17 protein-coding genes are annotated in these 26,181 nt (G+C 45.5%); 4 read left to right on the top strand and 13 right to left on the bottom strand.

Translation table 11 applies throughout. The features are described 5' to 3' along the window. The first annotated feature begins 180 nt into the window (after nt 1-180). On the top strand, nt 181-1,257 hold the full coding sequence (locus tag AC6I7V_RS01830; protein ID WP_498011227.1) for a TRAP transporter substrate-binding protein: 1,077 nt from the start codon (nt 181-183) through the stop codon (nt 1,255-1,257). Nucleotides 1,258-1,310: 53 nt separating this feature from the next. Here AC6I7V_RS01830 and ltrA read toward each other — a convergent pair whose 3' ends face one another. The 3 genes from ltrA to AC6I7V_RS01815 all read right to left on the bottom strand — a co-directional run bounded on the left by ltrA (nt 1,311) and on the right by AC6I7V_RS01815 (nt 5,932). Further along, a complete protein-coding gene (gene ltrA, locus AC6I7V_RS01825; RefSeq protein ID WP_498011627.1) occupies nt 1,311-2,603 on the bottom strand; it encodes a group II intron reverse transcriptase/maturase in 1,293 nt (430 codons plus the stop codon). A 617-nt stretch (nt 2,604-3,220) separates the two neighbouring features. Next, a complete protein-coding gene (gene glmS, locus AC6I7V_RS01820) occupies nt 3,221-5,053 on the bottom strand; it encodes a glutamine--fructose-6-phosphate transaminase (isomerizing) (RefSeq protein ID WP_032553065.1) in 1,833 nt (610 codons plus the stop codon). Nucleotides 5,054-5,161: 108 nt separating this feature from the next. After that, a complete protein-coding gene (locus AC6I7V_RS01815) occupies nt 5,162-5,932 on the bottom strand; it encodes a DeoR/GlpR family DNA-binding transcription regulator (RefSeq protein ID WP_255231511.1) in 771 nt (256 codons plus the stop codon). Between the two features lie 430 nt (nt 5,933-6,362). Between AC6I7V_RS01815 and pykF the strand changes: the two genes are divergently transcribed. Together pykF and AC6I7V_RS01805 are read left to right on the top strand one after the other, a co-directional pair. Then, nucleotides 6,363-7,775: a pyruvate kinase PykF gene (gene pykF, locus AC6I7V_RS01810; RefSeq protein WP_032553063.1), complete on the top strand. Its 1,413-nt coding sequence runs from the start codon at nt 6,363-6,365 to the stop codon at nt 7,773-7,775. A 219-nt stretch (nt 7,776-7,994) separates the two neighbouring features. Then, nucleotides 7,995-8,618, top strand: coding sequence for a GntR family transcriptional regulator (locus AC6I7V_RS01805; protein ID WP_498011626.1), 624 nt, complete (start codon nt 7,995-7,997; stop codon nt 8,616-8,618). Nucleotides 8,619-9,128: 510 nt separating this feature from the next. Here the strand turns inward: AC6I7V_RS01805 and AC6I7V_RS01800 are convergent. The 10 genes from AC6I7V_RS01800 to AC6I7V_RS01755 form a co-directional block, all read right to left on the bottom strand. Continuing rightward, nucleotides 9,129-11,012: a sensor domain-containing diguanylate cyclase gene (locus AC6I7V_RS01800; RefSeq protein WP_498011226.1), complete on the bottom strand. Its 1,884-nt coding sequence runs from the start codon at nt 11,010-11,012 to the stop codon at nt 9,129-9,131. 102 nt (nt 11,013-11,114) lie between these two features. Beyond that, nucleotides 11,115-11,609, bottom strand: a complete 495-nt coding sequence (ilvN, locus tag AC6I7V_RS01795) for an acetolactate synthase small subunit (protein WP_032553060.1) — start codon at nt 11,607-11,609, stop codon at nt 11,115-11,117. A gap of 1 nt (nt 11,610) precedes the next feature. Then, the gene (locus AC6I7V_RS01790) at nt 11,611-13,350 is read right to left on the bottom strand and encodes an acetolactate synthase 3 large subunit (RefSeq protein ID WP_255231514.1); all 1,740 of its coding nucleotides are present in this window, start codon (nt 13,348-13,350) and stop codon (nt 11,611-11,613) included. Nucleotides 13,351-13,807: 457 nt separating this feature from the next. Next, nucleotides 13,808-15,616 carry an AMP-dependent synthetase/ligase gene (locus AC6I7V_RS01785; protein WP_255231515.1) on the bottom strand — a complete coding sequence of 603 codons (1,809 nt, stop codon included), beginning with the start codon at nt 15,614-15,616 and terminating at the stop codon, nt 13,808-13,810. 202 nt (nt 15,617-15,818) lie between these two features. Beyond that, nucleotides 15,819-16,778 carry a transcriptional regulator LeuO gene (leuO, locus tag AC6I7V_RS01780; protein WP_255231516.1) on the bottom strand — a complete coding sequence of 320 codons (960 nt, stop codon included), beginning with the start codon at nt 16,776-16,778 and terminating at the stop codon, nt 15,819-15,821. Between the two features lie 346 nt (nt 16,779-17,124). Beyond that, nucleotides 17,125-18,189, bottom strand: a complete 1,065-nt coding sequence (locus AC6I7V_RS01775) for an MJ1255/VC2487 family glycosyltransferase (protein ID WP_498011225.1) — start codon at nt 18,187-18,189, stop codon at nt 17,125-17,127. A gap of 46 nt (nt 18,190-18,235) precedes the next feature. Next, nucleotides 18,236-18,760: a phosphatase PAP2 family protein gene (locus AC6I7V_RS01770; RefSeq protein ID WP_261882534.1), complete on the bottom strand. Its 525-nt coding sequence runs from the start codon at nt 18,758-18,760 to the stop codon at nt 18,236-18,238. Nucleotides 18,761-18,940: 180 nt separating this feature from the next. Then, on the bottom strand, nt 18,941-22,048 hold the full coding sequence (locus AC6I7V_RS01765; protein ID WP_498011224.1) for an efflux RND transporter permease subunit: 3,108 nt from the start codon (nt 22,046-22,048) through the stop codon (nt 18,941-18,943). Then, a complete protein-coding gene (locus AC6I7V_RS01760; RefSeq protein ID WP_498011223.1) occupies nt 22,045-23,370 on the bottom strand; it encodes an efflux RND transporter periplasmic adaptor subunit in 1,326 nt (441 codons plus the stop codon). The genes AC6I7V_RS01765 and AC6I7V_RS01760 overlap by 4 nt, the downstream gene beginning before the upstream one ends. A 5-nt stretch (nt 23,371-23,375) precedes the next feature. Further along, a complete protein-coding gene (locus AC6I7V_RS01755; protein WP_498011222.1) occupies nt 23,376-24,026 on the bottom strand; it encodes a TetR/AcrR family transcriptional regulator in 651 nt (216 codons plus the stop codon). Between the two features lie 565 nt (nt 24,027-24,591). Here AC6I7V_RS01755 and leuA point away from each other — a divergent pair. Further along, complete coding sequence (gene leuA / locus AC6I7V_RS01750) at nt 24,592-26,139, top strand: 2-isopropylmalate synthase (protein ID WP_032553051.1); 1,548 nt, start codon at nt 24,592-24,594, stop codon at nt 26,137-26,139. Nucleotides 26,140-26,181 lie beyond the last annotated feature (42 nt).

Genomic DNA, 26,181 nt, shown 5'->3' with positions numbered 1-26,181 from the left:
CAGGATATCTTTCTGCATAAGAGAGACATATCTCCCCCAAACATCTTAATACTCAACCTAAACTTGAACGAAACGGCTGTCATCGCTCGCGCCTCACCACATCAGCTTAATTGACCTTGTCGAAAGAACTCGGGAATCTAAGTCAAACCTATAATAATGACAGCCGATAATGGGAACCTCATGACGACTCGAAACAAAATCCTCCCCCTAATCAAAGCAGCCTCAGTGGCGCTGCTCGCAACCGTTTCACTCTCCGCACAGGCCGCGGAAAAAGTGTATCGCTTAAAACTTGCTGAAACTTGGGGGCCGAATACCCCAATCCTAGGTGATGCCAGCAAGAACATGGCCAAGTTAGCTAATGAAATGTCTAACGGTCGCCTGCAGATCCGCATCGACTCAGCCAATAAGCACAAAGCACCGCTTGGCGTGTTCGATATGGTGAAGTCGGGACAATACGATTTAGGACACTCAAGCTCTTACTACTGGAAAGGTAAGGTGCCAAATACGCTCTACTTCTCCTCAATGCCATTTGGCATGATGACGACCGAGCAATACGCATGGTTTTACCAAGGCGGTGGCATGGAGCTAATGCAAGAGGTGTACGCGCCACATAACCTACTGTCGTTCCCAGGTGGTAACTCTGATATTCAAATGGGTGGCTGGTTTAAGAAAGAGATCAACTCAATCGAGGACCTTAAAGGCTTGAAGATGCGCATTCCAGGCTTTGCTGGCGAAGTGTTCGCTAAGGTAGGTGCGAAGCCAACCAATATTGCACCGGGTGAACTTTATACTTCTCTAGAACGTGGCACGATTGATGCGCTCGAATGGGTTGGCCCTGCCTTTGACCTGCGTATGGGCTTTCAAAAGATTGCACCTTACTACTACACCGCTTGGCATGAGCCGGGATCAGAGACTCAATTCTTAGTGAACAAAAAGACTTGGGATAAGCTACCCAAAGACCTTCAGCTCATTTTAGAAACGTCTTTCCGAGTGGCGGCTTTCGATATGTATACCCAAGCACTTGATGCGAATGCTAATAGCTGGGCAACGATGCAGTCTGAGTACCCAGACATTAAAGTCCGTGACTTCCCGCCTGAAGTGCTACAAACGATGCGCACAGCTACAGACGAACTGCTTGCTGAGCAAGCCGCAAAAGATCCTTTGGCGAAGAAAATCATCGACTCTCAAGCGGATTACGCAAAGAAAGTCCGAGCGTGGACCAACATCTCAACCAAGGCCTACCTCAACCACAAGTAACAATAGCTCAATACCGAAATCGAGTAGGAGGAGGCCTCACGGCCTCCGTCCTCTCACACCACCGTACAAGCGTAGGTCGCATACGGCGGTTCCGAATATATTTTCAGTGACTCATACCCGTCTCGTAACGAGTATAATTCCATCTCATTGAACCATTTAACTGGCATGGCGTGATTCACCTGAGGCGTTAACGTCAGATGCCACCAACCTTTATCTGACATCGCTAGCTTCCACGCATTGCGCTCTGTTACACCTTGTCGCTGTAACCATGTCGCTATGCTGTATCTGCGTTTGCGCTGCTTCAGTCGGTAGCATCTTAATCGACGCCGTATCCATTCGTCTAAACGCTGCATCGCGCTCTTACGCAGGGCGAGCTTGAAGTAGTGCTGCCAACCTCGTAGGTATTGGGTTAACTCGGTGATTATTACCGATAACTCTCGACCTCGATTTCGCTTCGTTATTCTCCGCACTCGCTTCTTCATTTGAGCTTGTGCCGATTTTGATATCAGGATGGTTCCGTCTCTCTTGAAGCTATGGCTTAAATAAGCTCGCTCCGTCACTCTTGTTGCTGCACTTTTCTCACGATTTACCGTGAGCTTTAGCTTCTGCTCCAAGAACCCCGTTATCGACTCTTTGACTCGATGGGCGGCTTCCTCACTACGAACGTAGATTTGGCAGTCATCTGCATATCGACAGAACTTATGCCCTCTACGCTCTAACTCTTTATCCAGTTCATCTAATACGATATTGGAGAGTAACGGAGATAATGGACCACCCTGTGGTGTTCCTCGTTGTCTTCGTTCAACTAACCCATCTCGCATTAAGCCTGCCTGTAGATATGCCCTGATTAGCTTTAATACTCGTTTATCACTAATGTCCTTAGATAACCTGTGCATCAGCCTATCATGGTTCACTGTGTCGAAGTATTTCGCTAGATCGATATCCACTACATAACCTCGACCCTCTCTGATGTAACGGCTTGCGGTCACTAATGCATAATGCGCACTGCGGTTTGGCCTGAACCCATAACTGCTGGCGGAGAACTTAGGCTCATAGATATCAGTCAGCACCGATGTAATTGCCTGTTGAACAACCCTATCAAGCACCGTGGGGATGCCTAGTTGCCTTACACCACCATTAGGTTTAGGGATTTCTGCACCAAGGACTGGTTGAGGTTGATAGCTTCCGTCCAGAAGACTCTGCCGGAGCTCTTGCCCATTTGAAGCTTGTCGAAGTTTACAGATAGTCGCTTCGATATCGAGTCTATCGACACCTGCACAACCCTTATTCTTCTTCACGCGTCGAAGAGCATGGTTCAAATTCACTGGAGAGCAGATTTGCTCCATCAGCGGAGTTGGGGTCACCAAGACTCGTCCTCCTTTCTACGCCGATCATGCTTGTCATTCTTCGTGACCATGAGCTCTACTTGCGGCATTGCCCATTGGGACGTAGAGATGTTTTCCATCTTGCTATGACTCCACATCATTGAGTAAATAGTAACTGCTTCTTGATATATTCAGTTCAGGCCTTCCTTTGAGTTGTACTTCCTCAAAGTACTATGCCTTCTGCTGACTTCTCATTGCCCATCACACAACATCACTGCTGTATTAGTCTCAACTGAGACAAGCAATAAGATCTCCCGAGGTAAGACGTTGCTCTTTCCCTTGGTCGTGCCTGATTTACCTATACACACTTCCCGTCGAGGCATTGGGCTATTCTATCTATTGCTAGGTTACCCAAGTTGTACAGGCCTACTATCAGATTTCTGTTCGTCACAACCAAGTTTTGCCATTTGCTTCCTTCAGATTTCACCTCACGGCGAACACCCTTGCATAGGCTAACGGTTCTCGCTCGACTGAGCCCGTAGAGGACTTTCACCTCCTAGATCAACGCCATGCTCGGCGCACAAACAAAAAGCCCATCATCGTGATGGGCTTTGGTCTATTTATTGATGTAAGTTAACTTACTCTACCGTTACCGCTTTCGCTAGGTTACGAGGTTGGTCAACGTCCGTACCTTTGATTAGCGCTACGTGGTAAGACAGTAGCTGCATTGGAACCGTGTAGTAGATAGGCGCTGTTACTTCACTTACGTGAGGCATCTTGATGATCTTCATGTTCTCATCGCTTTCAAAGCCAGCAGCTTCATCCGCGAATACATACAGCAGGCCGCCACGAGCACGTACTTCTTCAACGTTCGACTTCAGCTTCTCTAGCAGGTCGTTGCTTGGTGCAATAACCACTACAGGCATGTCTGCATCAATCAGAGCGAGAGGGCCGTGCTTAAGCTCACCTGCAGCGTATGCTTCTGCGTGGATGTAAGAAATCTCTTTCAGTTTTAGAGACGCTTCCATCGCGATTGGGTAGTACTCGCCACGACCTAGGAATAGTGTGTGGTGCTTATCAGCAAAGTCAGTCGCTAGCGCTTCGATCTCTTTATCAAACGCCAGTGCTTTCTCGATGTCTGTAGGCAGTTGGTGAAGTGCTTGAACGATTTCAGTCTCTTTCGCTTCATCGATACGGCCTTGTAGACGACCAATTGACGTTACCATCATCAGCATTGCAGCAAGCTGCGTAGTAAATGCTTTTGTTGAAGCTACACCGATCTCTGTCCCTGCACGAGTCATGAACGCAAAATCAGATTCACGAACCAGTGAAGAACCCGCTACGTTACAGATAGTCATTGCTGACATGTAACCTTTCTCTTTCGCAAGGCGAAGTGCTGCTAGCGTATCTGCCGTCTCACCAGATTGAGAAAGCGTCACAAGTAGGCTGTTTGGACGAACGACGAAGTCACGGTAACGGAACTCAGACGCGATCTCTACGTCACAGCTTACGCCCGCTAGAGACTCAAACCAGTAACGCGCCGCCATACCTGAGTTGTAAGAGGTACCACATGCAATGATCTGAACGTGCTCTACTTTGCTTAGGATCTCTTCAGCTTTAACACCGATTGCATTGGTGATAACAGCTGTATCTGAAATACGACCTTCCATTGTGTTGATCAGTGCAGTTGGCTGCTCAAAGATCTCTTTCTGCATGAAGTGACGGTATTTGCCTTTGTCACCTGCATCATGTTCTGCGTTAGATTCAACGATTTCACGCTCAACAGGCTCACCGCTTGCATCAAATACATTAACTTCACGACGAGTCACTTCAGCAACATCGCCCTCTTCTAGGTACATAAAGCGGCGTGTCACGCTCAGTAGTGCTAGTTGGTCAGATGCTAGGAAGTTTTCGCCAACGCCAAAGCCGATTACGATTGGGCTACCAGAACGAGCAACAACAATGCGTGAAGGATCTTTACGATCAACCGCTACCGTGCCGTACGCACCATCAAGTTGCTTCGCTGTTTTTTGTAGAGCTTCAACTAGCGTCTCAGACGTGCGCAGTTCCCACTCAACTAGGTGAGCAATAACTTCTGTATCTGTTTGAGACGTGAACTCATAACCACGACCTTGAAGAAGCGTGCGTAGCTCTTCATGGTTTTCGATGATGCCGTTGTGAACAACTGCAATATCACCAGACATGTGTGGGTGCGCGTTCGCTTCAGAAGGCTCACCGTGCGTTGCCCAACGTGTATGAGCGATACCTGTACCACCGATGACCTGTTGTGCTTCAACCGCGTCAGCCAACTCTTGTACTTTACCTAGGCGACGTACACGAGTCAGGTTGGATTCGCTATCCACAACCGCGACACCTGCAGAGTCGTAACCACGGTACTCAAGACGGCGTAGGCCCTCTACTAGGATTTCTGCTACGTCACGTTGTGCTACTGCACCAACAATTCCACACATAATGTTACTCCATCAATTTTTGGTTATTCCTATCTGGCAGCAAGCAAAGGCCATGTCTCATAGAGATCAATTATAGGAAGTTAAATGCATATAATTAAAATTTGGTTTCTATACTGGCTCGGTAAGAATCACACGTACGCCTTGAGACTCGATACTCTGCTTGGCTTCTTCCGCCAGTTCAGTATCAGTGATCAAGACATTGATGTGCTCCCAAGACAGCTCAAGATTGGGGATTTTGCGACCGACTTTCTCTGATTCAACCATCACCACAACTTCGCGAGATACTTCAGCCATGACCTTACTCAGTCCGACAAGCTCATTAAATGTTGTGGTGCCTCTTTCAAGGTCGATACCGTCAGCGCCAATAAACAGTTGGTCAAAGTCATAAGCACGCAGTACTGATTCTGCGACCTGACCTTGGAACGAGTCTGAGTGTGTATCCCAGGTCCCGCCCGTCATTAGCAATGTAGGTTCGCTTTCAAGTTCATTTAGCGCGTTAGCGACATGCAACGAGTTGGTCATAACCACCAAGCCACGCTTACTGTTTAGCTGTTCGATCAGAGCACCGGTAGTGCTGCCACTGTCGATCACAATGCGGTTATGGTCGCGAATTAGGTCAGCCGCGGCTTTTGCCAGTGAAATCTTTCGAGTCGAAACTTTTTTACCTATCTCATCGTTCACAACTTCTTTCGGCAATGAAACAGCACCGCCATATCGGCGCAAAAGCTGACCATTTTTCTCTAAAGAGGCCAAATCCTTTCTAATTGTGACTTCCGAGGTTTCAAACTTAGCGGACAATTCATCAACACTAACCTCGCCTTTCTCGTTAACTAGATTAGAAATTGCGTGCCTTCTGAGCTGAGTATTTCGTTTCGACATTTAAAAATGAACCATAAGTTTCGATATGAAAGATATTATAGTTACAACGAAAGCATTTAGTCCATTTATTTCGATCCAAAAAATTAATAAATAGCGCTAAAACCTTGTCCTAAGACAATTGTTAAGCAGTGATATTGAATTCATTCGGTGGTAGAATCCGCACCCGAAAAGAAAAAAAATTACAAAAATGACCGTTATTTTTCTGCAACTTTCACCTGATAAATTGGGGTAAGTCACAGAAAACCGATGTTGAATCAAAATCATTTGGTCATAAAATGACTAAAATTGATGAAAGACTTACAACTCTGAAGGGCAATTGATAAGTCCCTCTATTATCGCAGCAGGCACAAAATGCTGACGAAATGGGTAGGCCGCTTCAGAAAACAGATAAATTTCAATTTGTAACAAAACTTACCGGAGAGTACCTTCCATGAAAAAGACCAAAATCGTATGTACGATTGGCCCTAAAACTGAATCTGTAGAGAAGCTAACTGAACTAGTAAACGCAGGCATGAACGTTATGCGTCTTAACTTCTCTCACGGTGACTACGAAGAGCATGGCACTCGTATTGCGAACTTCCGCGAAGTAATGGACAAAGTAGGTAAGCAACTGGCTATCCTTCTTGATACTAAAGGCCCAGAGATCCGTACTATCAAGCTAGAAGGCGGCAACGACGTAGATCTAGTAGCTGGTCAAGAATTCACTTTCACAACTGACACTTCAGTTGTAGGTAACAAAGAGACTGTAGCAGTAACTTACGCAGGTTTCGCAGCTGACCTAAACGTTGGTAACACAATCCTTGTAGATGACGGCCTAATCGAAATGGAAGTTATCTCTACTACTGAAACTGAAGTTAAGTGTAAAGTTCTTAACAACGGTGCACTAGGCGAAAACAAAGGTGTTAACCTTCCTGGCGTTTCTGTTCAACTTCCAGCTCTATCTGAAAAAGATAAGAACGACCTTAAGTTTGGTTGTGAGCAAGGCGTTGACTTCGTAGCTGCTTCTTTCATCCGTAAAGCATCTGACGTTAAAGAGATCCGTGAGATCCTAGACGCGAACGGCGGTAGCGACATCCACATCATCTCTAAAATTGAGAACCAAGAAGGTGTTGATAACTTCGACGAAATCCTAGAGCTTTCTGACGGTATCATGGTTGCTCGTGGTGACCTAGGTGTTGAAATCCCAGCTGAAGAAGTAATCTTCGCTCAGAAGATGATGATCGAGAAGTGTAACCGTGCACGTAAGATGGTTATCACTGCAACTCAAATGCTTGATTCTATGATCAACAACCCACGTCCAACTCGTGCAGAAGCGGGTGACGTTGCGAACGCAATCATGGACGGTACTGATGCTGTAATGCTTTCTGGTGAAACGGCGAAAGGTAAGTACCCAGTTGAAGCGGTAACTATCATGGCTCAAATCGCGAACCGCACTGACAGCGCTCTTAAAGCTGAACTAGGTTCTCGTCTAGACAGCCCACGTCTACGCATCACTGAAGCAGTATGTAAAGGCGCGGTAGACACAGCTGAGAAGCTAGCGGCTCCACTAATCATCGTTGCTACTGAAGGTGGTAAGTCTGCACGTTCTGTACGTAAGTACTTCCCAACTGCAAACATCATCGCTCTAACAACAAACAAGAAGACAGCTGCACAACTTGTTCTTACTAAAGGTGTTCGCCCAGTTCTTGTTGATTCTATCGACAGCACAGATGCGTTCTACCAGATGGGTAAAGAATACGCTCTTAACGCTGAGTTCGGTAGCAAAGGCGACATCGTAGTTATGGTTTCTGGTGCTCTAGTTGCTTCAGGCACTACAAATACAGCTTCTGTACACGTTCTATAAGACTGAAGAGTTTAATCATCAGTTAGATAAAAAAGAGGGCTTCGGCCCTCTTTTTTTATATATTACGTCTTGCCCCAATAATCAGTACGCTGTATTATCAACTTTAGAACTGCGTACTGTTAATTCTATTCTCAGGTCATTTGAATTAACAGGCTAAGAATTCAAATTACATGAGGTCGCACAATGTCTAGCCCCACTCTCACCGACAAAGTATCAAAGATGATTCGCCGAGATATTCTTAATGGTGAATTACTCCCTGGTCAAAAATTGGTTGTGGCAGATCTAAAACAGAAATACAACGTCGGCGCTTCACCGATTCGTGAAGCTCTTGTTCAACTATCATGGAGCAAGTATGTAACACTTCAGCCCCAAAAAGGGTGCTGGGTAGCCCCTGTCTCAAAGAAAGAGCTTAACGACCTCTATGAAAGCTTGCGCGTGGTTTCCTCTGTTCTACTGAAAAAAGCAATCGCTACCGGAGATGAAAACTGGGAACTAGAAGTCCTAACTTCCTACCACAAGCTTTCTCGTATGAACAACAGCGCTGAAGAGTTTGATAGTGCAGAGTGGGAAGAGCGCCATCAGCAATTCCACGTGGCACTTTTAGAAGGTGCGGATTCAAAAAATATGTTCGAATTCTTCAGTGATTTGATTAACCAAGTGAAGCGATACCGTTTCCTAGCATTAGCCGGTGTTCCAGAGTCAGAAGAGCTGTTTAATATCAATGAGCATGAGATGATTATGAAATTGGTACTTGCGAAAGACGCAGAGCAAGCAACAGAACGACTTGATCAGCATTTAATTGGGTCAATGAGACGTATTGAAAAAGTGATTGAAGCGGCGTAAAACCTGCGTAATCCACATACCTTAGAGCGCAAAAACGGAGCTTAATGCTCCGTTTCTTATTTACCACCCAAAAAACTCTTTATGGTGAGTATTAAGTAATAACACCATAGGCAAAAAATAGAGTGCACTAAGCTTAAAACCTAGAATCACTAGTGTACCTATGGTCAATCTCACTAAAAAATCGACAAACATACCACGCCTCATTTCACCAGACAGTATGAATCCCTAACTCTTGCTCCTGTTAACCTAATTCTGCTGGTAGAGTCGATGAAACTGAGCAGATGAATTAAGTTAACCTTGTTATCCCTTTTTTGAGATCTGGTCTCTCAAAAAGAGTCAGTGCAACACCAACTCTGCGAAGCAAGGTAGTTTACTTATTGTTCAGCTTAGTTCAAATTTGCACAAAAATTAGACTTTAGTCTAATCGTACAGATATTGTGACGGATATCTCTCAAAAATAAGACAGGTTGGTTCTACTTTTTTGGCTGACACTCAAACTCAACGAGAAAACTAGGCAATGTCCGCCCGACTGGAACAGACAGAGATAGTATTTCGACCGGAGGACTTTGATTCGTAAAGACCTATATCCGCACACTTGTAGGAGTGGGTGCTATTCGCTGTAAGATCGGTATAACCGATACTGACTGTCACCTTCGTACCTTCAGAGAGTTGAACTTCAATACGTAAGCGATCCAACAATCGTCTCGCTTCGGCTAACGAAGTGTGAGGCATTAAGATTGCAAACTCTTCTCCACCAACGCGCGCGACAAAGTCTGTGGTTCTCAAGCTTTCCTGAAGGATCGCAGCCACTCTAGCGATCACACGATCACCCTCATCATGTCCAAGTTCATCATTGATGCGCTTGAAATTATCGATGTCTATCAATGCTAAACACACTTGAGATTCGTTAGGGAAACGCTCCACCATTCTTGAATATTGCGCCAACTGCTCTTCAAACTTGCGACGATTCCATAACTTACTCAGTGAATCTCGCTCGCTGAGAATACGTAATCGCACTTCTAGCTCTTTGCGTACCGTAATGTCCACCAACGACGTAATGTAGTAACTCACCTTACCTGAATTATTCTTTACCGCTTGCACTCTCATGATCGCTGTAAAAGGAATCCGAAGCTTGCTCTTACAACTCACCTCACCTTCCCAAAGATCATTCTCTTCAAGGTGTTTCCATATACTTTCCACGGTATTAAGCTGTTCACTATTCTCTAACAAGAGCTGCAGAGCATTTTTTCCATCAACCTGCGACGTACTGTAGCCGGTCATATTCTCAAACTCATTGTTGGTCATGATAGTGCGATGCTGCTTATCAGAGATCATCACCGCCGACATGCCACTCAATGCAGCACGAGCCAATTTGCTTTCTAAGCTACGTCTGCGATAGTGAGTCACGAGATAGGCTAACGGGAAGGCGAACACCATCACAGTAAAGAAAACGATCAGCTGCTGTTGTGCTAAATCATGGAGATCGCGTTCAGCTCTGTCTAACAACTGCTCTGAGCTTAGCTGGATAACTAAGTGCATCTTCTGCTGCTGAGCAAGGTCTACGGTATTGAAAGCAAATAGATTTCCATCTTCGAACACATACCCCACACGCTCGGAGGAGATGGCTTGCCATGTTTTTGGGGCAATATGGGCCAGATTGAACTCTTTACGCTCAGGAATCGAATCGCCAAACAGTTTGTTCTTGTTTTGACTGGCTATGTAGTAACCATATTGGTTAACCACTTCAGCGCGAAAATCAAAGTCAGGAGCGAAATTTAAGCGTGACGCTAATCCCCATACATCGAGATTTATCACTAAGTAACCGACACGACGCTCTGATGTTTGGACAGGTGTCATCACTCTCAATATGGGCGTATAAGGATAAGTCAGTTCACCGTGTTCAGTTTCCAACTCAATCCCCCAACCGCCAATTTCTTCTTCCTTCAACGTTTGAGCGTAGTGAAAGTAGCTATAATTCGATTGGTCTTGCAGTTTTGTGGGCAAAGAAACCGTACCTGTTCGTGAGGCATAATCAACTCTTACTGTCTCTTGACCATCAATATCCAGAAGGTGGATCTGGGTGTACCATCTTTGGTTAACCAATAACGACTTCCAAACCTCTTCCAGGAGCTTCTTATTTTCAAGAGAGGGAGAAGTCGCAAAATCAATCAAGCTTTGACTGTGGCTGAGCAATCGCATCATAGAGACCAATTGGTCTTTAAACACATTGTAATCACGTTCAGCGTACACAAGCTGATGAAGAGCTTGTTTTGCTGTGCTTTGGTAACTCTGCTTTTTGACGTCTTGATAGCGCTGTTGGTAATACAATCCAATAGCAGCACAGAAGGTGACGCAAATAACGAGAAGCGTAGCGATTGTTTTTTTATTTCTCATTAATTGCTCAAAATGGGGGGAGTTTTGCGAGAATTATATCATTGTTACAAATGAACAAAATAAAAAACCGCACTTAATGCGGCTTTCTATCTTATCATTTTGTTACGCTTTTAGGGAGCGCTCTCCTCGAGCAATTCCAACCACGCCACTGCGTGCGACCTCAAGTACTTCCGTCACTTCTGATAGCGCTTGAATAAATGCATCCAACTTCTCACTGGTGCCCGCCATCTGTACTGTGTATTGAGAGGCCGTTACGTCAACAATCTGGCCACGGAAGATATCAGCAGTGCGCTTAACCTCTGCACGCGCAAAGCCGCTCGCGCGTACCTTAACCATTAGCAGTTCGCGTTCAATATGATCAAGTTCTGACACTTCTTGAACTTTTAGCACATCAATCAGCTTGTGCAGTTGCTTCTGGATCTGCTCTAGTTGCATCTCATCTGAGTTGGTTGTTACGTTCAGACGTGAAAGCGTTGGGTCATCTGTCGGCGACACGTTTAGTGATTCAATGTTGTAACCACGTTGAGAAAACAAGCCAACCACTCGAGACAAGGCACCCGGTTGGTTTTCCATTAATAGCGAAATAATGTGTCTCATACTATGTTCTCTCCGTTTTGCTTAGCCACATGTTATCCATACCCTCGCCTTTGATCTGCATTGGGTATACGTGCTCTGTATCATCAACACTAATGTCGACGAATACCAAGCGATCTTTCATTGCCAGAGCTTTCTCTAGACCTGATTCAAGTTCATCAGGAGAAGAGATACGCATACCTACGTGACCATACGCTTCCGCGATAGCCGCAAAGTCTGGCACAGAGTCCATGTATGAGTTTGAGTGACGACCTTGGTAAACAATGTCTTGCCACTGCTTTACCATGCCTAAGAAACGGTTATTCAAGTTAATGATCTTAACCGGGATGTTGTATTGCAGTGCTGTGGATAGCTCTTGGATATTCATCTGAATACTGCCATCGCCTGTTACAACAACCACTTCTTCATCCGGTTTAGCGAACTTAACGCCCATACCTGCTGGTAAGCCAAAGCCCATGGTGCCAAGGCCACCTGAGTTGATCCAACGGCGTGGTTTATTGAATGGATAGTAGAGCGCGGCAAACATTTGGTGCTGACCTACATCAGAAGCAACATACGCATCGCCGTTAGTCACTTTATGCAGAGTTTCGATAACCTGCTGAGGTTTGATACGCTCAGGCGATTTATCGTAAGCGAGACACTTACGGTCTTGCCATACTTTAATTTCAGCCCACCATGCATCCAAAGCTTCCGCATCGTTGGTTCCGCCCTGCTCAATAAGCAGGTTCACCATGCTCTCAAGTACTCGCTCAGCAGAGCCTACGATCGGTAGATCCACTTTCACGTTCTTAGAAATCGATGATGGATCGATATCGATGTGCATGATCTTCGCGTTTGGACAGTACTTCTCTAGGTTATTGGTCGTACGATCATCAAAGCGAACACCAACACCAAAGATAAGGTCTGCGTTATGCATAGCCATGTTGGCTTCGTATAAGCCGTGCATACCAAGCATGCCTAGCGAGTTTTTATGTGTACCAGGGAAAGCACCTAGACCCATCAGCGTACTCACAACAGGTAAATTTAGTGCCTCGGAAAGCTTAAGCAGCTGCTTATCAGCTTCTGAGATAACTGCACCACCACCTACATAAAGAACTGGCTTCTTCGCCTCAAGAAGGGCTTTAAGTGCTTTCTTAATTTGTCCTTTGTGGCCTGTTACCGTTGGGTTGTACGAACGCATTTTGATCGTTTCTGGGTATTGGTACGGCAGCTTAATTTGTGGATTAAGTACATCTTTAGGAAGGTCAATCACAACTGGGCCAGGTCGACCTGTGGTCGAAATATAAAAGGCCTTTTTTACGATCTCTGGGATGTCTTCCGCTTTCTTTACCAAGAAGCTGTGTTTTACGATTGGACGAGATACACCTACGATATCACACTCTTGGAATGCGTCATTACCAATCAAGTTATTCGGTACGTTACCCGAAATAACGATCATTGGAATCGAGTCCATGTACGCTGTCGCAATACCCGTTACGGTATTGGTCGCGCCAGGACCTGAACATACTAGTACGACACCAGGCTTACCAGTTGAACGCGTGTAGCCATCGGCCATATGCGTCGCTGCTTGCTCGTGGCGCACTAATACGTGTTTAATCTTGTCAGTTTTTGCATGTAGGGCATCGTAGATATCCAAAACGGAACCGCCTGGATAACCAAAGATCTGCTCAACCCCTTCTTCAATTAGGGACTGAACTACCATTTCCGCGCCGGATAATTGGGCGCACTCTGGCTTAGTTGTCATATTGCTCTCCTTTACCAGTTTCCTTCAGTTGGGTAAGCCGAAGGGCTGGTTTTTACATAGTCTAGGTCTTATTCGTAGCCTAATTCGAAATACTTCCACTTTTTCGGCTATGACTGCTCGTCGTGATAACAACAAGCAGTGGTACGAAACAACTGTAACGTTTTATTATCATTGGGTCTAACACCCCTCAACAGTCAATTATTCGATATAACCATGTTTTAGAGAGAAAACCTCATCTAATACCACTATGAACTTTTAATGCAGAACAAATCACCAACCGTAGTGGTTAAAAAAACTCTAAATATTTCATAACCGCTCTTTTTTCAGTGTGAACACCACGCTAAAGATGTGCTCTCACGCACATTTACCTGATGTCGTGACGTAAAAAATCCCCCTAGTCGGCACCATATACGACTAGGGGGATTTTTAAACAACCAAAAAGTTAACTTAGATAAAATTACTTATCTTTCGACTTTTCAGTGTACATTTCTTCGATTTCGTCCTGATACTTATCGTTAATCACTTTACGACGCAGTTTCTGAGTCGGTGTCAGTTCCCCAGCATCCATAGAGAAGGCTTTTGGCAACAGTTTGAATTTCTTCACTTGCTCAAACTTAGCCAGCTCTTGTTGGAGGTCATTAACGCGCTTTTCTAGCATCTCAACAATCTGGTGATGCTTAATCAACTCAACACGATCGTGGTACTTGATATTGAGCTCTTTCGCGTACTCTTCTAGGGAGTCATAGCATGGTACGATCAATGCAGAAACAAATTTACGTGTATCGGCAATCACGGCAATCTGCTCAATAAAGTGGTCTTTACCGATAGCACCCTCAACCACTTGTGGCGCAATGTATTTACCACCAGAGGTTTTCATCAATTCTTTAATGCGATCGGTAATAAATAGATTACCGTTCTCATCGAAATGCCCCGCATCACCCGTTTTCAAGAAGCCGTGCTCGTCAAACGTCTTAGCGGTCTCTTCTGGCATTTTGTAGTAGCCGCGCATCACCATTGGACCACGTACTAAGATTTCGTTCTGTTCGCCAATTTTTACTTCCGCACCCGGCATAGACATACCGATTGAATCTGGGTTAAAACAGCGGTCATCCCAACATGAAACCGTTGCTGTGGTTTCTGTCATGCCATAGCCAAGTTTCACATTGATGCCAATTGCGTGGAAGAAGCGACCGATGGTTTCGTCAAGCTTCGCACCACCACAAGGCATAAAATTGATGTTTCCACCAAGCAGAGCACGCAGTTTAGATAACACCAGTTTATCTGCCAATGCATGGCTCTTCTTCAACATTAGAGAAGGTGTGCGACCTTCTTGGTGACACGCTGCCAATTTAGCGCCCATGTTTACAGCCCAAGTAAAGAGAACCTTACGAATCAGTGGTGCTTTCGATACTTTCTCGTGAATCGCTGAGAAGATTTTCTCGTAGAAACGTGGAACAGCACACATGACGGTTGGTTTCACATCGCTTAAAGCGTCACGCACCTGCATTGTATCTTGTAGATAACAGTTGGTTGCACCTTTATAAAGGACATAGAAGGTCCAAGCGCGTTCAAATACATGAGATAGCGGTAAGAAACAGAGGGAAACATCATCTTTGCTTAGGCTTAAGCGCTCGTCATGACCTTCTAGTTGAGAGCCAATATTAGCGTAGTCCAACATGACACCTTTCGGTTGACCTGTCGTACCAGAGGTATAGATAAGAGTCAGCAGATCATCCATATTCGCATCGGCAAGACGAACGTCTAATTCCGCTTGCTGAGCTTGTTGACCACGCTCGATGAACTCTTGCCAAGAGATAGCAAAATCATAGCCTTGAGTATCAATGTCATCTGACATCGCCACAATGACTTCAAGCTGCTCGCATTCGTCAAATAAGCTGATTGCTGCATCAAACTGTGGCTGTTCACCAACAAAAAGTACTTTGACGTCTGCATTTTGAACAATGTAGGACGACTGCGCCGCCGTGTTGGTTGGATAAATCGGCACAGTGACAAGACGAGCTTGTAGAGCTGCAAAGTCTGCCACAGTCCATTGAGGCATGTTGTTTGAGTAAATACCGATTTTGTCTTGGATTCTCAATCCTTGAGCCAATAGTGCGAGTGACAGCTTATCGATCTGTTCACCAAATTGCTGCCAGCTAATGCCTTGCCAAACATTATTTACTTTATGCTTTAAAGCCGTGCGGTTGCCGCCCTGAGCAATCTGCTCGCGAAGTCGTTTTACGATATGAAAGTCTAAATTGGCCATCTCTTTACCTTTGGCTTACACCTGTAAGCTTTTTTGAGCGCACAAGTGTACCTCTGATCATGGAAAAGGCAACTGACGGAGCTCAAAGTTATCAGTAATAGTAAACTTAACTCTGAAAAATGAACGAAGTTCGGCGTTCTGTTATGAAAAAGCCCCGAACTAGCAAAGTAGCTCAGGGCTTATAAATCAAGGTGTTCAGCGATTAGTTAAGTGCTACTACTTCACCACAGATCATCATGAGTTGATCTCGTAACCAAATGTGTCCTTTGTCTTTTTCGCTTGATTCATGCCAGCTTAGGAAGCCTGAGATTGCCGCATTATCGAATGGGAAATCTAGAATCTGTAACTGCTCTTTATTCGCTGCATGCTCAACCATCCAACGAGGGGCAATCGTGACGAGTTCAGACTGACCAACAACATATAAAACGTTGCTTAGGCTCGTGCCTTCATAGTAAGGCGTACAGTCTAGGTCGCGGTATGCTTGCTCAGAGAAGCTGCGTTGACCGTGAATGCGAGACAGTTTTGCGTGCTTCTCTTCAAGAAGCTCAGACTCAGTAACCGACCCATTGATGCGTGGGTGTGAAGCTGAAGCGACAACCACAAGCTCATCTTGGAAGATCTCTGTGCTTGAGAAACCTTGCTCATCGAAGCGAGCGTAATCGATAACGAAGTCAATTTCTTGGTAACGCATGCGCTCAGAAAGTTGACGGTCGAACTCCGCGTCCATGTGCAGTTGAACACTTGGCGCAAGCTCATTGATCGTCGACATAATCTTAGGTGCAAAACGCATGTCACAAGGGCTGCAGATCGCCAACTTGAATAGACGAGAAGAGGACTCTGGAGAGAAGACAGAACTTGGCAGTTCGTTGCGCACAAGTTGCAGTGCTTGGCGGATTGGACCAAACAGCTGACGAGCACGTTGAGTCGGTTGAATACCACGACCCTGACGCATAAATAGCTCGTCGTTAAACATCACTTTTAGACGTGCTACAGCGTTACTTACTGCAGGCTGAGACATCCCCAAATTGTGCGCCGCACGGGTAATGTTTTGCTCTTGCATTACAGCATCAAAAACCGTCAACAGGTTTAAGTCTACTCCACGAAGTGTGCTTTCCATTCTGTAGCTTGCAATAGCACTCATTGCGTCTTTTTTCTCTAACATTCAAGTTGCCTCTCGTCGATATGACAGCGTTAAATTGGTAATAGTGTGGGAATAGATAACCACTAGTTTTTATATTTATCTGGCCGATGTGTTTCGGATAACATCTACTATTAACCAATAAATCGAACGCTACCAACAAGATTGATAAAGAATAATTTTATTTTACCTCACTGAATAATTATTCTTTTAATATCATTAACTTATGGTTTTGTAAAAAAACATAAAATAACGATTTTTGGGGTTTTCTTACGACTTATTTGACGGCTCAATCATTCAGTTACATTTGTTACAAATGATTGAGCCTATGAATTGATAGGGTGGAGCATTCAAAAACCTCACCTATGAATCAAGTGATAGAAGCATAACTAGGAAAGTCGACCTTCTCCCATAACTGCCTTCTTAGTTGCTCGTGACAGTGCCAATCTTTCGCCAAAATCCACTCAACAATCGCACTCGCAACATCTGGATAGGTGACCATTTCAGCTTGTTTTTCCCCTAGCCAACTACGCAGGGCAGCAGGGTCAAGGAAGCTCATCATCTGAGCCAAACCTAGCGCCTCTAAAGTCGCCACATTGCTCTGTTGTTCGAATTGGCCCGCCAGTGGTTTAAGCAACAGTTTCTTGCCTAGAGTCATCGCTTCAGAGGGCAACTCAAAGCCACCATTAGCAATAACACCAGAGCACCCTTGCAGGTCGATTTGAAAGCCATCGTGGCTCAGTGGTTTAAACACAATATTCTCAACGATGCACTGCTCTATGACATCTGGGTGATAGCAAATGAACTGGTGAGAGATGAACTTAGTCAAAAGGTCTGTCACATCATCCAAATCTTCAAACGGCAGATACACCAGGCTGAAATTAGCGTTCCTTTCTGCGCATGACGCCTTTTCACGGTTAGACGGCGTATATACGATCGGAGGCAAAATTGGCTGTTCAAAATGATACCAATGCAATCCAATAGAGTGTTCCGTTGGAGCGAAGTGCTGTATCACAGAACGCTCAATCCAGTTCCCTCCTTTCTTGGGCACATCGAAGCGAAATGCATTCTGATGGCTAATACCGATACACGGTACTTTCTGTTTTTTAGCCGCCCAAGCTGACACTGGCTCAAAGTCATTCAAGACTAAGTCGTAGTGTGAGAGATCCAACTCGGCAATTTCACGACCAAGACGCCACAGGCTATTCTTGAGGAAGGTTTTGCCATACTTCACCTGCCCTTGTTCACTGAAAAAAGTTAAGCCGTGGCGAGTCTGGTAGTCGCCAAACGCTTCCATTGAAAAGTACTTGTCCCCTTCACGGCCAGAGAATAGAAAGTCGACATCCACATTCTTCGCTTTCAGAGCATTCGCCATCGCCCGAGCACGTGCAATATGACCATTGCCAGTGCCTTGTACACCATAGAGTATTTTCATGTTCGGTCCTTTGTAGACTCTCGAATCGGAGGAAATGTTGATGAGCCTAAAGCAGCCCATTTAGAGCAAGGTTCGCGCAAGCAATACCAAGTGCCGCACCGATCAAAACATCGGTAAGAAAATGAACACCGAGCAAGATGCGAGAACCTGCGATCAGGCTTGCCCAAACCAGACTCACCAAATAAACCTGCGGATAAAAGTGACCAATGACCGTAGCCATAACAAAAGCCGCCGCCGAATGACCTGATGGCAAGCTGTATTTATCAGAAGGCACGATGTAAGAGTGTAGGAAAGTGGAAAACTCGGCAGGACGACGGCGCTTGATGGTATTTTTTGCCAACCAATAGATGGGGAGTTCAATGGCGAATGCCGCCAAGCCCACCATAAGAAACGCTTTGCCACTTTGCTCATCTAAGAACAGGGCAGCTATGGCAAACAAAAGGTATAGGTGTCCGTCCCCAGTGTGAGATATTGCTTTACTGATCTGCGCGGTTTGCTTGCTATAACGACTCTTTAAGCAAAACATAGAAAATGCCACATCCCAGCGGACAATAGGTTCTATCGTTCTCATGTGTTCCCTCAGCTTATATCATTGCTTTGGGATTACGTTAGAAGTTAGAAATGACAATATGGTGACGATTTTGCGGATAAAAAATGAACATTTCATCCATGTGGTAATTCATCATGGCTGTGAATTATAGATAAAAGAAAAGCGGCTCAAACGCCGCTTCTCATGTTCATATTCTGCTCACTAGATAGTGAGAGGCTCATGTTTCTTCACTAAACCAAAGTCTGCCAAAATCGCATAGGCCGCAGGGATCATAAACAACACCAGTAGCGTGGAAGCGAAGATACCAAACACGATTGAAATCACCAGTGGCTGTATAACCTGAGCCTGCAAACTGGTTTCAGTGAGCAGGGGCAACAGACCTGCCGCAGTCGTCATCGAGGTTAAGAACACGGCACGGAAACGCTCACGACTCGCTTTCACTACAGAGTCATGCACGCTGTCTCCCTCATCCACATGGTGCCGGATGTATTGCACCAAGAGTATCGAGTCGTTAACTACGATCCCAGCTAATGAGACGAAGCCCATCATACTCGGCATGCTCAGAGCGTGTCCCAACAACCAGTGTCCGACCACGACACCAATAAAAGCCAAAGGTATCGCTAGCATCACCACGAAAGGTTCTAAGTAGCTGCGGAATTGATAACTCAATATGGTAAAGACGCCAAACAAGCCCAGTAAGAAGCCTTTCCCCATAGACGCACCCGTCTTAGCGGCATCTTTCGCCTCACCTTCAAAGTCAAAACGCAGTCCAGGGTATTTCTTTAACAACTTAGGCGCTTCATCACGCTGAAACTGCGCCAAGATAGCTGACGAGCTGGCTTTTTTGTTGTTCACATCACCAAAGATGCTGATGGTACGCAGACCATCAATACGCTGGATTCGCACATAGTTTCGCTGAAAATCGAGGGTCGCTAAGGTCGCTAACGGGATCTGACTACCATCGGAAGTGATGATTGGGAAATTCGCCAGTTGCTGAACATCGCCCGCTTGCTGCTTGTCCAAGCGCACTTCAATGGAGATATTCTCAACACCCACCTGAATCTCATCCGCAGTTTGTCCAAAGAACGCCGCACGCAACTGAGACGCAATCATCTGTCCGTTGACGTTATAGGTCTCTGCTCCCGGTCTCAGCTTAACTAAGATCTCCTCTTTACCCATTCGCATGTCATCAAGCACGCCATGCACTCCATCAAACTGATTCAAATACTCTTGGATATCAATCGAAGCCGCTTTCAACTCTTGCAAATCATCATGTTTGGCACGAATTTCAATCGCGCGTCCACCTGGCCCCATCGTGGGCTGCTTGAAAACCAGAGAAATAGGATCAGCCATTTCACCAACATCATCACGCCAAGCATCGATAAAGTCATCGATAATCGTATTTCGGCTTTCGGCACCACGCAGATCCAAACGTACCGTCGCCAAATGTGGACCGGATTCATTGGCATCCGCATTGGCATTAAACTGGCTGGTCATGTGTTCAACTAAGGTATTACCGCCCTCAACTTCATCACTCCATTGCAAGTTCAAACGCTCGGCAGAAGAGACGATATGCTCCACAACTCGTTCAGTTTGCGCCAGCGATGCACCCGGCGGCAAAATCACCCGAGCTTCAGCGATGTCACCATCTAATTCAGGGAACGGCTGGAATTTAACGATACCACCAGCAATCAGAGCGCTCGCAAGGAGCAGCAAACTCACTACACCTCCCATAAAGGCGTATCGAAACGAAACAACACGCTCAACCATGTTCATCAAAGTGGTGTTGCGGAAATGTTCAAATTTCTCCAATAGCACAACTTTAAAACGTAGAGCAGGCTTCTCTTGTTTCTCTTTATGCAGTGAATGCGACAAGTGATTTGGCAAGATCAAGAAGGCTTCAATCAAACTCAACGAGAGTACCAATATCAAGACTTGGGGCACCGCTTTTAGTACCGCCCCCATCTCGCCATCTAAAAACAACAAGCTGCCAAAAATACACACTGTCGTTAAGAATGAAGAGAGTACGCCAGGCAGAACTTTCTTCACTCCATTGTAGACAGCATCATCGACCTTCTGCCCCCGGTCGAGATGTGAGGCTATCGATTCAGCAATCACGATGGCGTCGTCCATCATGATACCGATGGCCATCAACAAACCAACCAGTGACATGATGTTGATGGATAACCCAAGGTTCGCCATCAAGAACAGCCCCCCCATAAAGGCAACCGGCAGGCCAGCGGCAACCCAAAATGAATAACGTAAGCTGAAGAACAACCACATTGTCGCGAACACCAACACGATCCCTTGCCAGCCGTTGCGCACCATCATCGTCAGACGGTCCCACAACACAGACGAAAGATCATTGGTCATTTGCAGTGTGACACCATCAGGGGCGATGACACTCTGCTCTTCAACAAATTGAGTCACGCGCTCTTTGATACGCAGTGCATCATCTTCTTTGTTTTTACTGACCTTAAGCAGAGCCGATGGCTTTCCATCAAACAGTACTTTCTGTTCATCCAATTCAAATCGGTCTGTGATGGTTGCAATGTCTCGCAGGCGAATCACAGAGCCATTTGGCGCAGAGCCAACCACAATGCTTTCAAGTTCTTGTGGCGTTACTCGACGCTCATCAAAACGGATCAGGAAGTTTTTATCCGGCGTTTCGACATTACCACTTGGCAGCTTAACGTTCTGACGCCCAATCTGCTCGGCGATGTCATTGACGGTGAGCCCCAACTGACGAATGGCTTGGGTATCCAGCTCAACCCGATATTGGTGATCAGAAAAACCGCTCACCTCGACCAACGAGACACCATAGTCGAGCTTCATGGTGCGCTTTAACTGCTCGGCATAAGCTTTGAGTTCAGGCCAGGTTGTATCTGCAGTGATTGCCACATCAACCACGGGCTCATTCCAATCAAGTTCTTGAACGACTGGAGATTCAATCTCTGAAGGGAAATCGTTGATCGAATCAATCTGAGTCTGTACGTCCACCAGCATACGACCAATATCCGCTTTCTCATTGAGCTTGAGGATCAGTCGCGCGCTACCTTCAATAGCTTCACATTGCGTTTCTTCAATGTTCGCCAAACCATCAACGGCGTCTTCCATACGAATACATAAGCTCTCCTCCACCTCTTGTGGTGAAGCGCCGGGGTAAACAATACCCGCCATGATGTATGGAGGATCGTACTCAGGAAAGGTTTCTCGCTTAATGTTGGAGAGCGAGGTAAAACCCAGCACCAGCAATCCCAGCATGAGTAGGTTGGCTGCGGTTGGGTGTCGAGAGAAAAACTTGATCATGAATCGCTCTCCTGCTTCGAGACCGAATCATCGCCAGCTTCTCTCAGAAGCATACCCTCTATGGCTGGAAGAACATCATTGAGGATTAACTTATCCCCTTGCTTGAGATCTCCACGAACCACGACCTGATTATCACGGCGGTATAAAACTTCCACCTGAACCATACTCAAGCGCTGCTCACTGTTCATTAAGTACAGAGTATCGCCATGCAGTGCTCGCTCTGGTACAACCCAAGCAGGGTTCGATGCACCTTCAATCAAAGCTTTAACGAACATGCCGTTTACTAAAGGAGGCAAGCTACTTGGATCAAGTTGTGCATAGTCTTGCTGGATCTCTAGTATGACGCCTGCGGTTGCTTGGTTTTCATCCACGGTTTCACTGATACGCGCCACTCGTGCAGGCCATACAGCATTTAAATTTCCGCTGTTAAGTTCAATCGTAGCGCTGATTTCTGAAGTATCGGTGTTAGGAACACCAGACTCATCACGAGTGAATTCACCTAAGCTCGAAGCCAAGGTCTGCATATCGTGAATTGAAAGCTGAGCCTCCACCTCCATTACATCAATACCATGAGCAATAAACATGGTTTGTTGAAGATTGACCACTTGGTTGGTCTCGATATCAACCTGCGCGATACGCATTGCTTTTGGCAGAGTAATGGCGGTTTTTTCCAAAGAGCGCTCTGCTTCTCTTACTTTAGAGACATTCACTTTGATCACCGCCTCAGCGACTCTCTTCTCATCAGGCATTAATGCGATTTGATTTTCGATATCGAGGACCAGTTTGCGCTGCGACAGCGCACTCTGCTCTTGCAGATCAACATCAGACTGAGAGATTAACCCTTTCTTACGAAGATCTTGTTTGCGCTTAAGCTCTTTATTACTGATCACTAAGCGGTTTTTCTCGATCTTCAATGTTTGGTTTAGGTTCTGCTCTTCTTGATTCAACTTAGCCAAAGAGGTTTGAGAAGATTTAAGGTCGGCCTGAGCTTGGGTCAATTTGAGTTCATAATCGAGCGGATCAATCTTAAGCACTTCTGTACCAGCAGGGATCACTTTGCCCTTCTCCAATTCGGGATGGCGATAGACGATCTTGCCCGTCACTTCCGCGATCGCTTTCCACTCAACTTTCGGCACCACTTTGCCAAAGCCAATCGCTAAGGGAGCGATAGATTGAGGCTCCAACACTTGTATGTCGACTAAGCGGGCTCGATCGCCAGCAGGCTTGGTTGGAAGATCAGGCTTGAGATTTATCGCAACAACTAAGCCGACAATGCCTATCGCTAATGCTGGAAAGAACAACCACTTTTTCCCTATTTTCATTCTATTTAGTCCTGAAGTTCTGAGGGACTGCTTGGATTCACAAAGCCTTCACTCATTAGTTTAATATTGTGTTCAATCAGACGGTTAAGGAAGTCTTCATTTAACTCAATGCCATGCAGTGCCAGCAGTGGTGGTGGTGCGATAAAAGGAAAGACCATTAAGCTGATATACGAGACCCGACATAATTTAGGATCCATATCTTTTCTCAGCACACCATGATCAATCAGCTTCTCGAATATCACGTCTTGGGCAGGCTTAGCGATATCGATGAACACCTTTTCAAGAAGCTCTCGCTGAACCTCAGAGGGTGGCATATTCATTACTTGAGCCACTAAGCGAGGGAATTTTGGAACCTTAACCATCTCTTTGTAGTAGGTACGCATAAGGTCGAGAAAATTATCGTGGTTACTCTCATCAATGAGCTTTTGCATCTGCTGCTGCATTGGCCGCAGAGTTTCACGTAACATCGCTTCAAACAGACCCGCTTTATTACCGAAGTAGTAGCGAATCATCGCAATATTAACGCCAGCCCTCTCAGCGACGAGCCGAGTCGATACTTTGTCATAAGGCTGCACGACAAACAGATCCCGGGCATGTTCAATCAAGCGTTGCCGCACCTCTCGATTTTTTTGCGGTCGTCCCGCTTTTTGTCCCACTCTTCGATCACCCTATAATTAATCGTGTGATTAATTATAGGGTGATATTCAAACGGGTGGTGAAGAATAATTACTCACTATTTAATCAAGTGATTAATTAAGTTTTTCGTCTGAATTATTTTCCCGTCATTCACCCTGTAAAAAAGATTTAGTACAAAGTTATAACCTAAACATCATGCAAACGATAAACTAACCGCGCAACCCGAAAGTAAATAAGCAAAATAAAAAACCAATAAACAATCAAAAATCAGCACAAACAAAATGAAAAAGCTCACGATGCACACCGATATTGGATTTTCACGTTTGACGCTCAGAATAAATTACGGTAAATATGGTGTTAACAGTTTATTTACGGATATTTGTGCCATGACGTTTTCTTTTTCTCGACTGCTGAAACTTCTCCTTATCGTGAACCAATCGCGTGGGTAAGTTGTGGGTCAAGAACTGCACAAATATTAAAACCCGCGCTAAGCGGGTTTTTTTGTAACTAAGCTCATTAAAAGAACATCATTCTCAATAATATTTTGGATAGCAATCGATACGATATCGATATAAGGAAGCACCCATGAACGATCAAGTGATAATTTTTGATACGACTTTACGAGACGGCGAGCAGGCACTAGCTGCAAGCCTGACAGTAAAAGAGAAGTTACAAATTGCTTATGCACTTGAAAGACTCGGTGTGGACGTTATTGAAGCGGGTTTCCCAGTTTCATCTCCGGGTGATTTTGAGTCAGTGCAAACCATCGCAAAGAACATCAAAAACAGCCGTATTTGTGCCCTTTCTCGTGCCGTTGCCAAAGATATTGACGCAGCTGCGGAGGCTTTGAAAGTTGCTGAAGCATTTCGTATTCATACCTTTATCTCAACTTCTACAGTCCACGTACAAGACAAGCTTCGTCGTAGCTACGACGACGTGGTTGAGATGGGTGTTAAAGCGGTAAAACACGCACGTAACTACACTGATGATGTTGAATTCTCTTGTGAAGATGCAGGTCGTACACCTATTGATAACCTATGTCGCATGGTAGAAGCCGCGATTGATGCAGGCGCAAAAACCATAAACATTCCAGACACGGTGGGCTACACAGTACCAAATGAGTTCGGTGGCATTATCCAAACACTGTTCAACCGTGTACCAAACATCGACAAAGCGATCATCTCCGTTCACTGTCACGATGATCTAGGTATGTCAGTCGCAAACTCTATTGCTGCGGTACAAGCGGGGGCTCGTCAGGTTGAAGGTACGATCAATGGTATTGGTGAGCGTGCGGGTAACTGTTCTCTTGAAGAGATCGCAATGATCATCAAGACACGTCAAGAGTTGCTAGGCGTTCATACGGGTCTTAAACACGAAGAGATTCACCGTACCAGTAAACTAGTGAGCCAGCTATGTCACATGCCAATCCAAGACAACAAAGCCATTGTCGGTGCGAACGCCTTTAGCCACTCTTCAGGCATCCACCAAGACGGCATGCTTAAGAACAAAAATACCTACGAGATCATGACTCCTGAGTCTATAGGTCTTAAAGATAAAGCGCTAAACCTAACCAGCCGCAGTGGCCGTGCAGCCGTTAAGAGCCACATGGATGCGATGGGTTACCAAGAAAACGAGTACAACCTAGATTCATTGTACGAAGATTTCTTGAAACTAGCAGACCGCAAGGGTCAAGTATTCGATTACGACTTAGAAGCCTTGATGCACTTCGCGAACCTTCGCGACGAAGATGACTTCTACAAGTTGAACTACCTAAGTGTTCAATCTGGCAGTGTTATGTCGACCACCAGCATCAAGCTGCAATGTGGTGATGAAGAGAAGTGTGAAGCAGCAGTCGGTAATGGGCCTGTTGATGCGCTATACCAATGTATCTACCGTTTGACTGGCTACGAAATCGTACTAGACAAGTTCGACCTAACGGCAAAAGGGGAAGGTGAAGATGGTTTGGGTCAAGCAGACATCATCGCTAACTACAAAGGTCGCAAATACCACGGTACAGGCGTTTCAACCGATATCGTAGAAGCATCTGGCCAAGCGCTACTGCACGTTATCAATAGCATTCAACGTGCAGACACGATTGCTGAAATGAAACAGCAACGAATCGAAACCGTATAAACAGAATCACTCGCTGGCTCTCTTACTATAGGAGAGCTAGGA

The sequence above is a fragment of the Vibrio sp. KUL70 genome (assembly GCF_059725515.1).
This window is presented reverse-complemented; position numbering and strand designations above follow the sequence as displayed.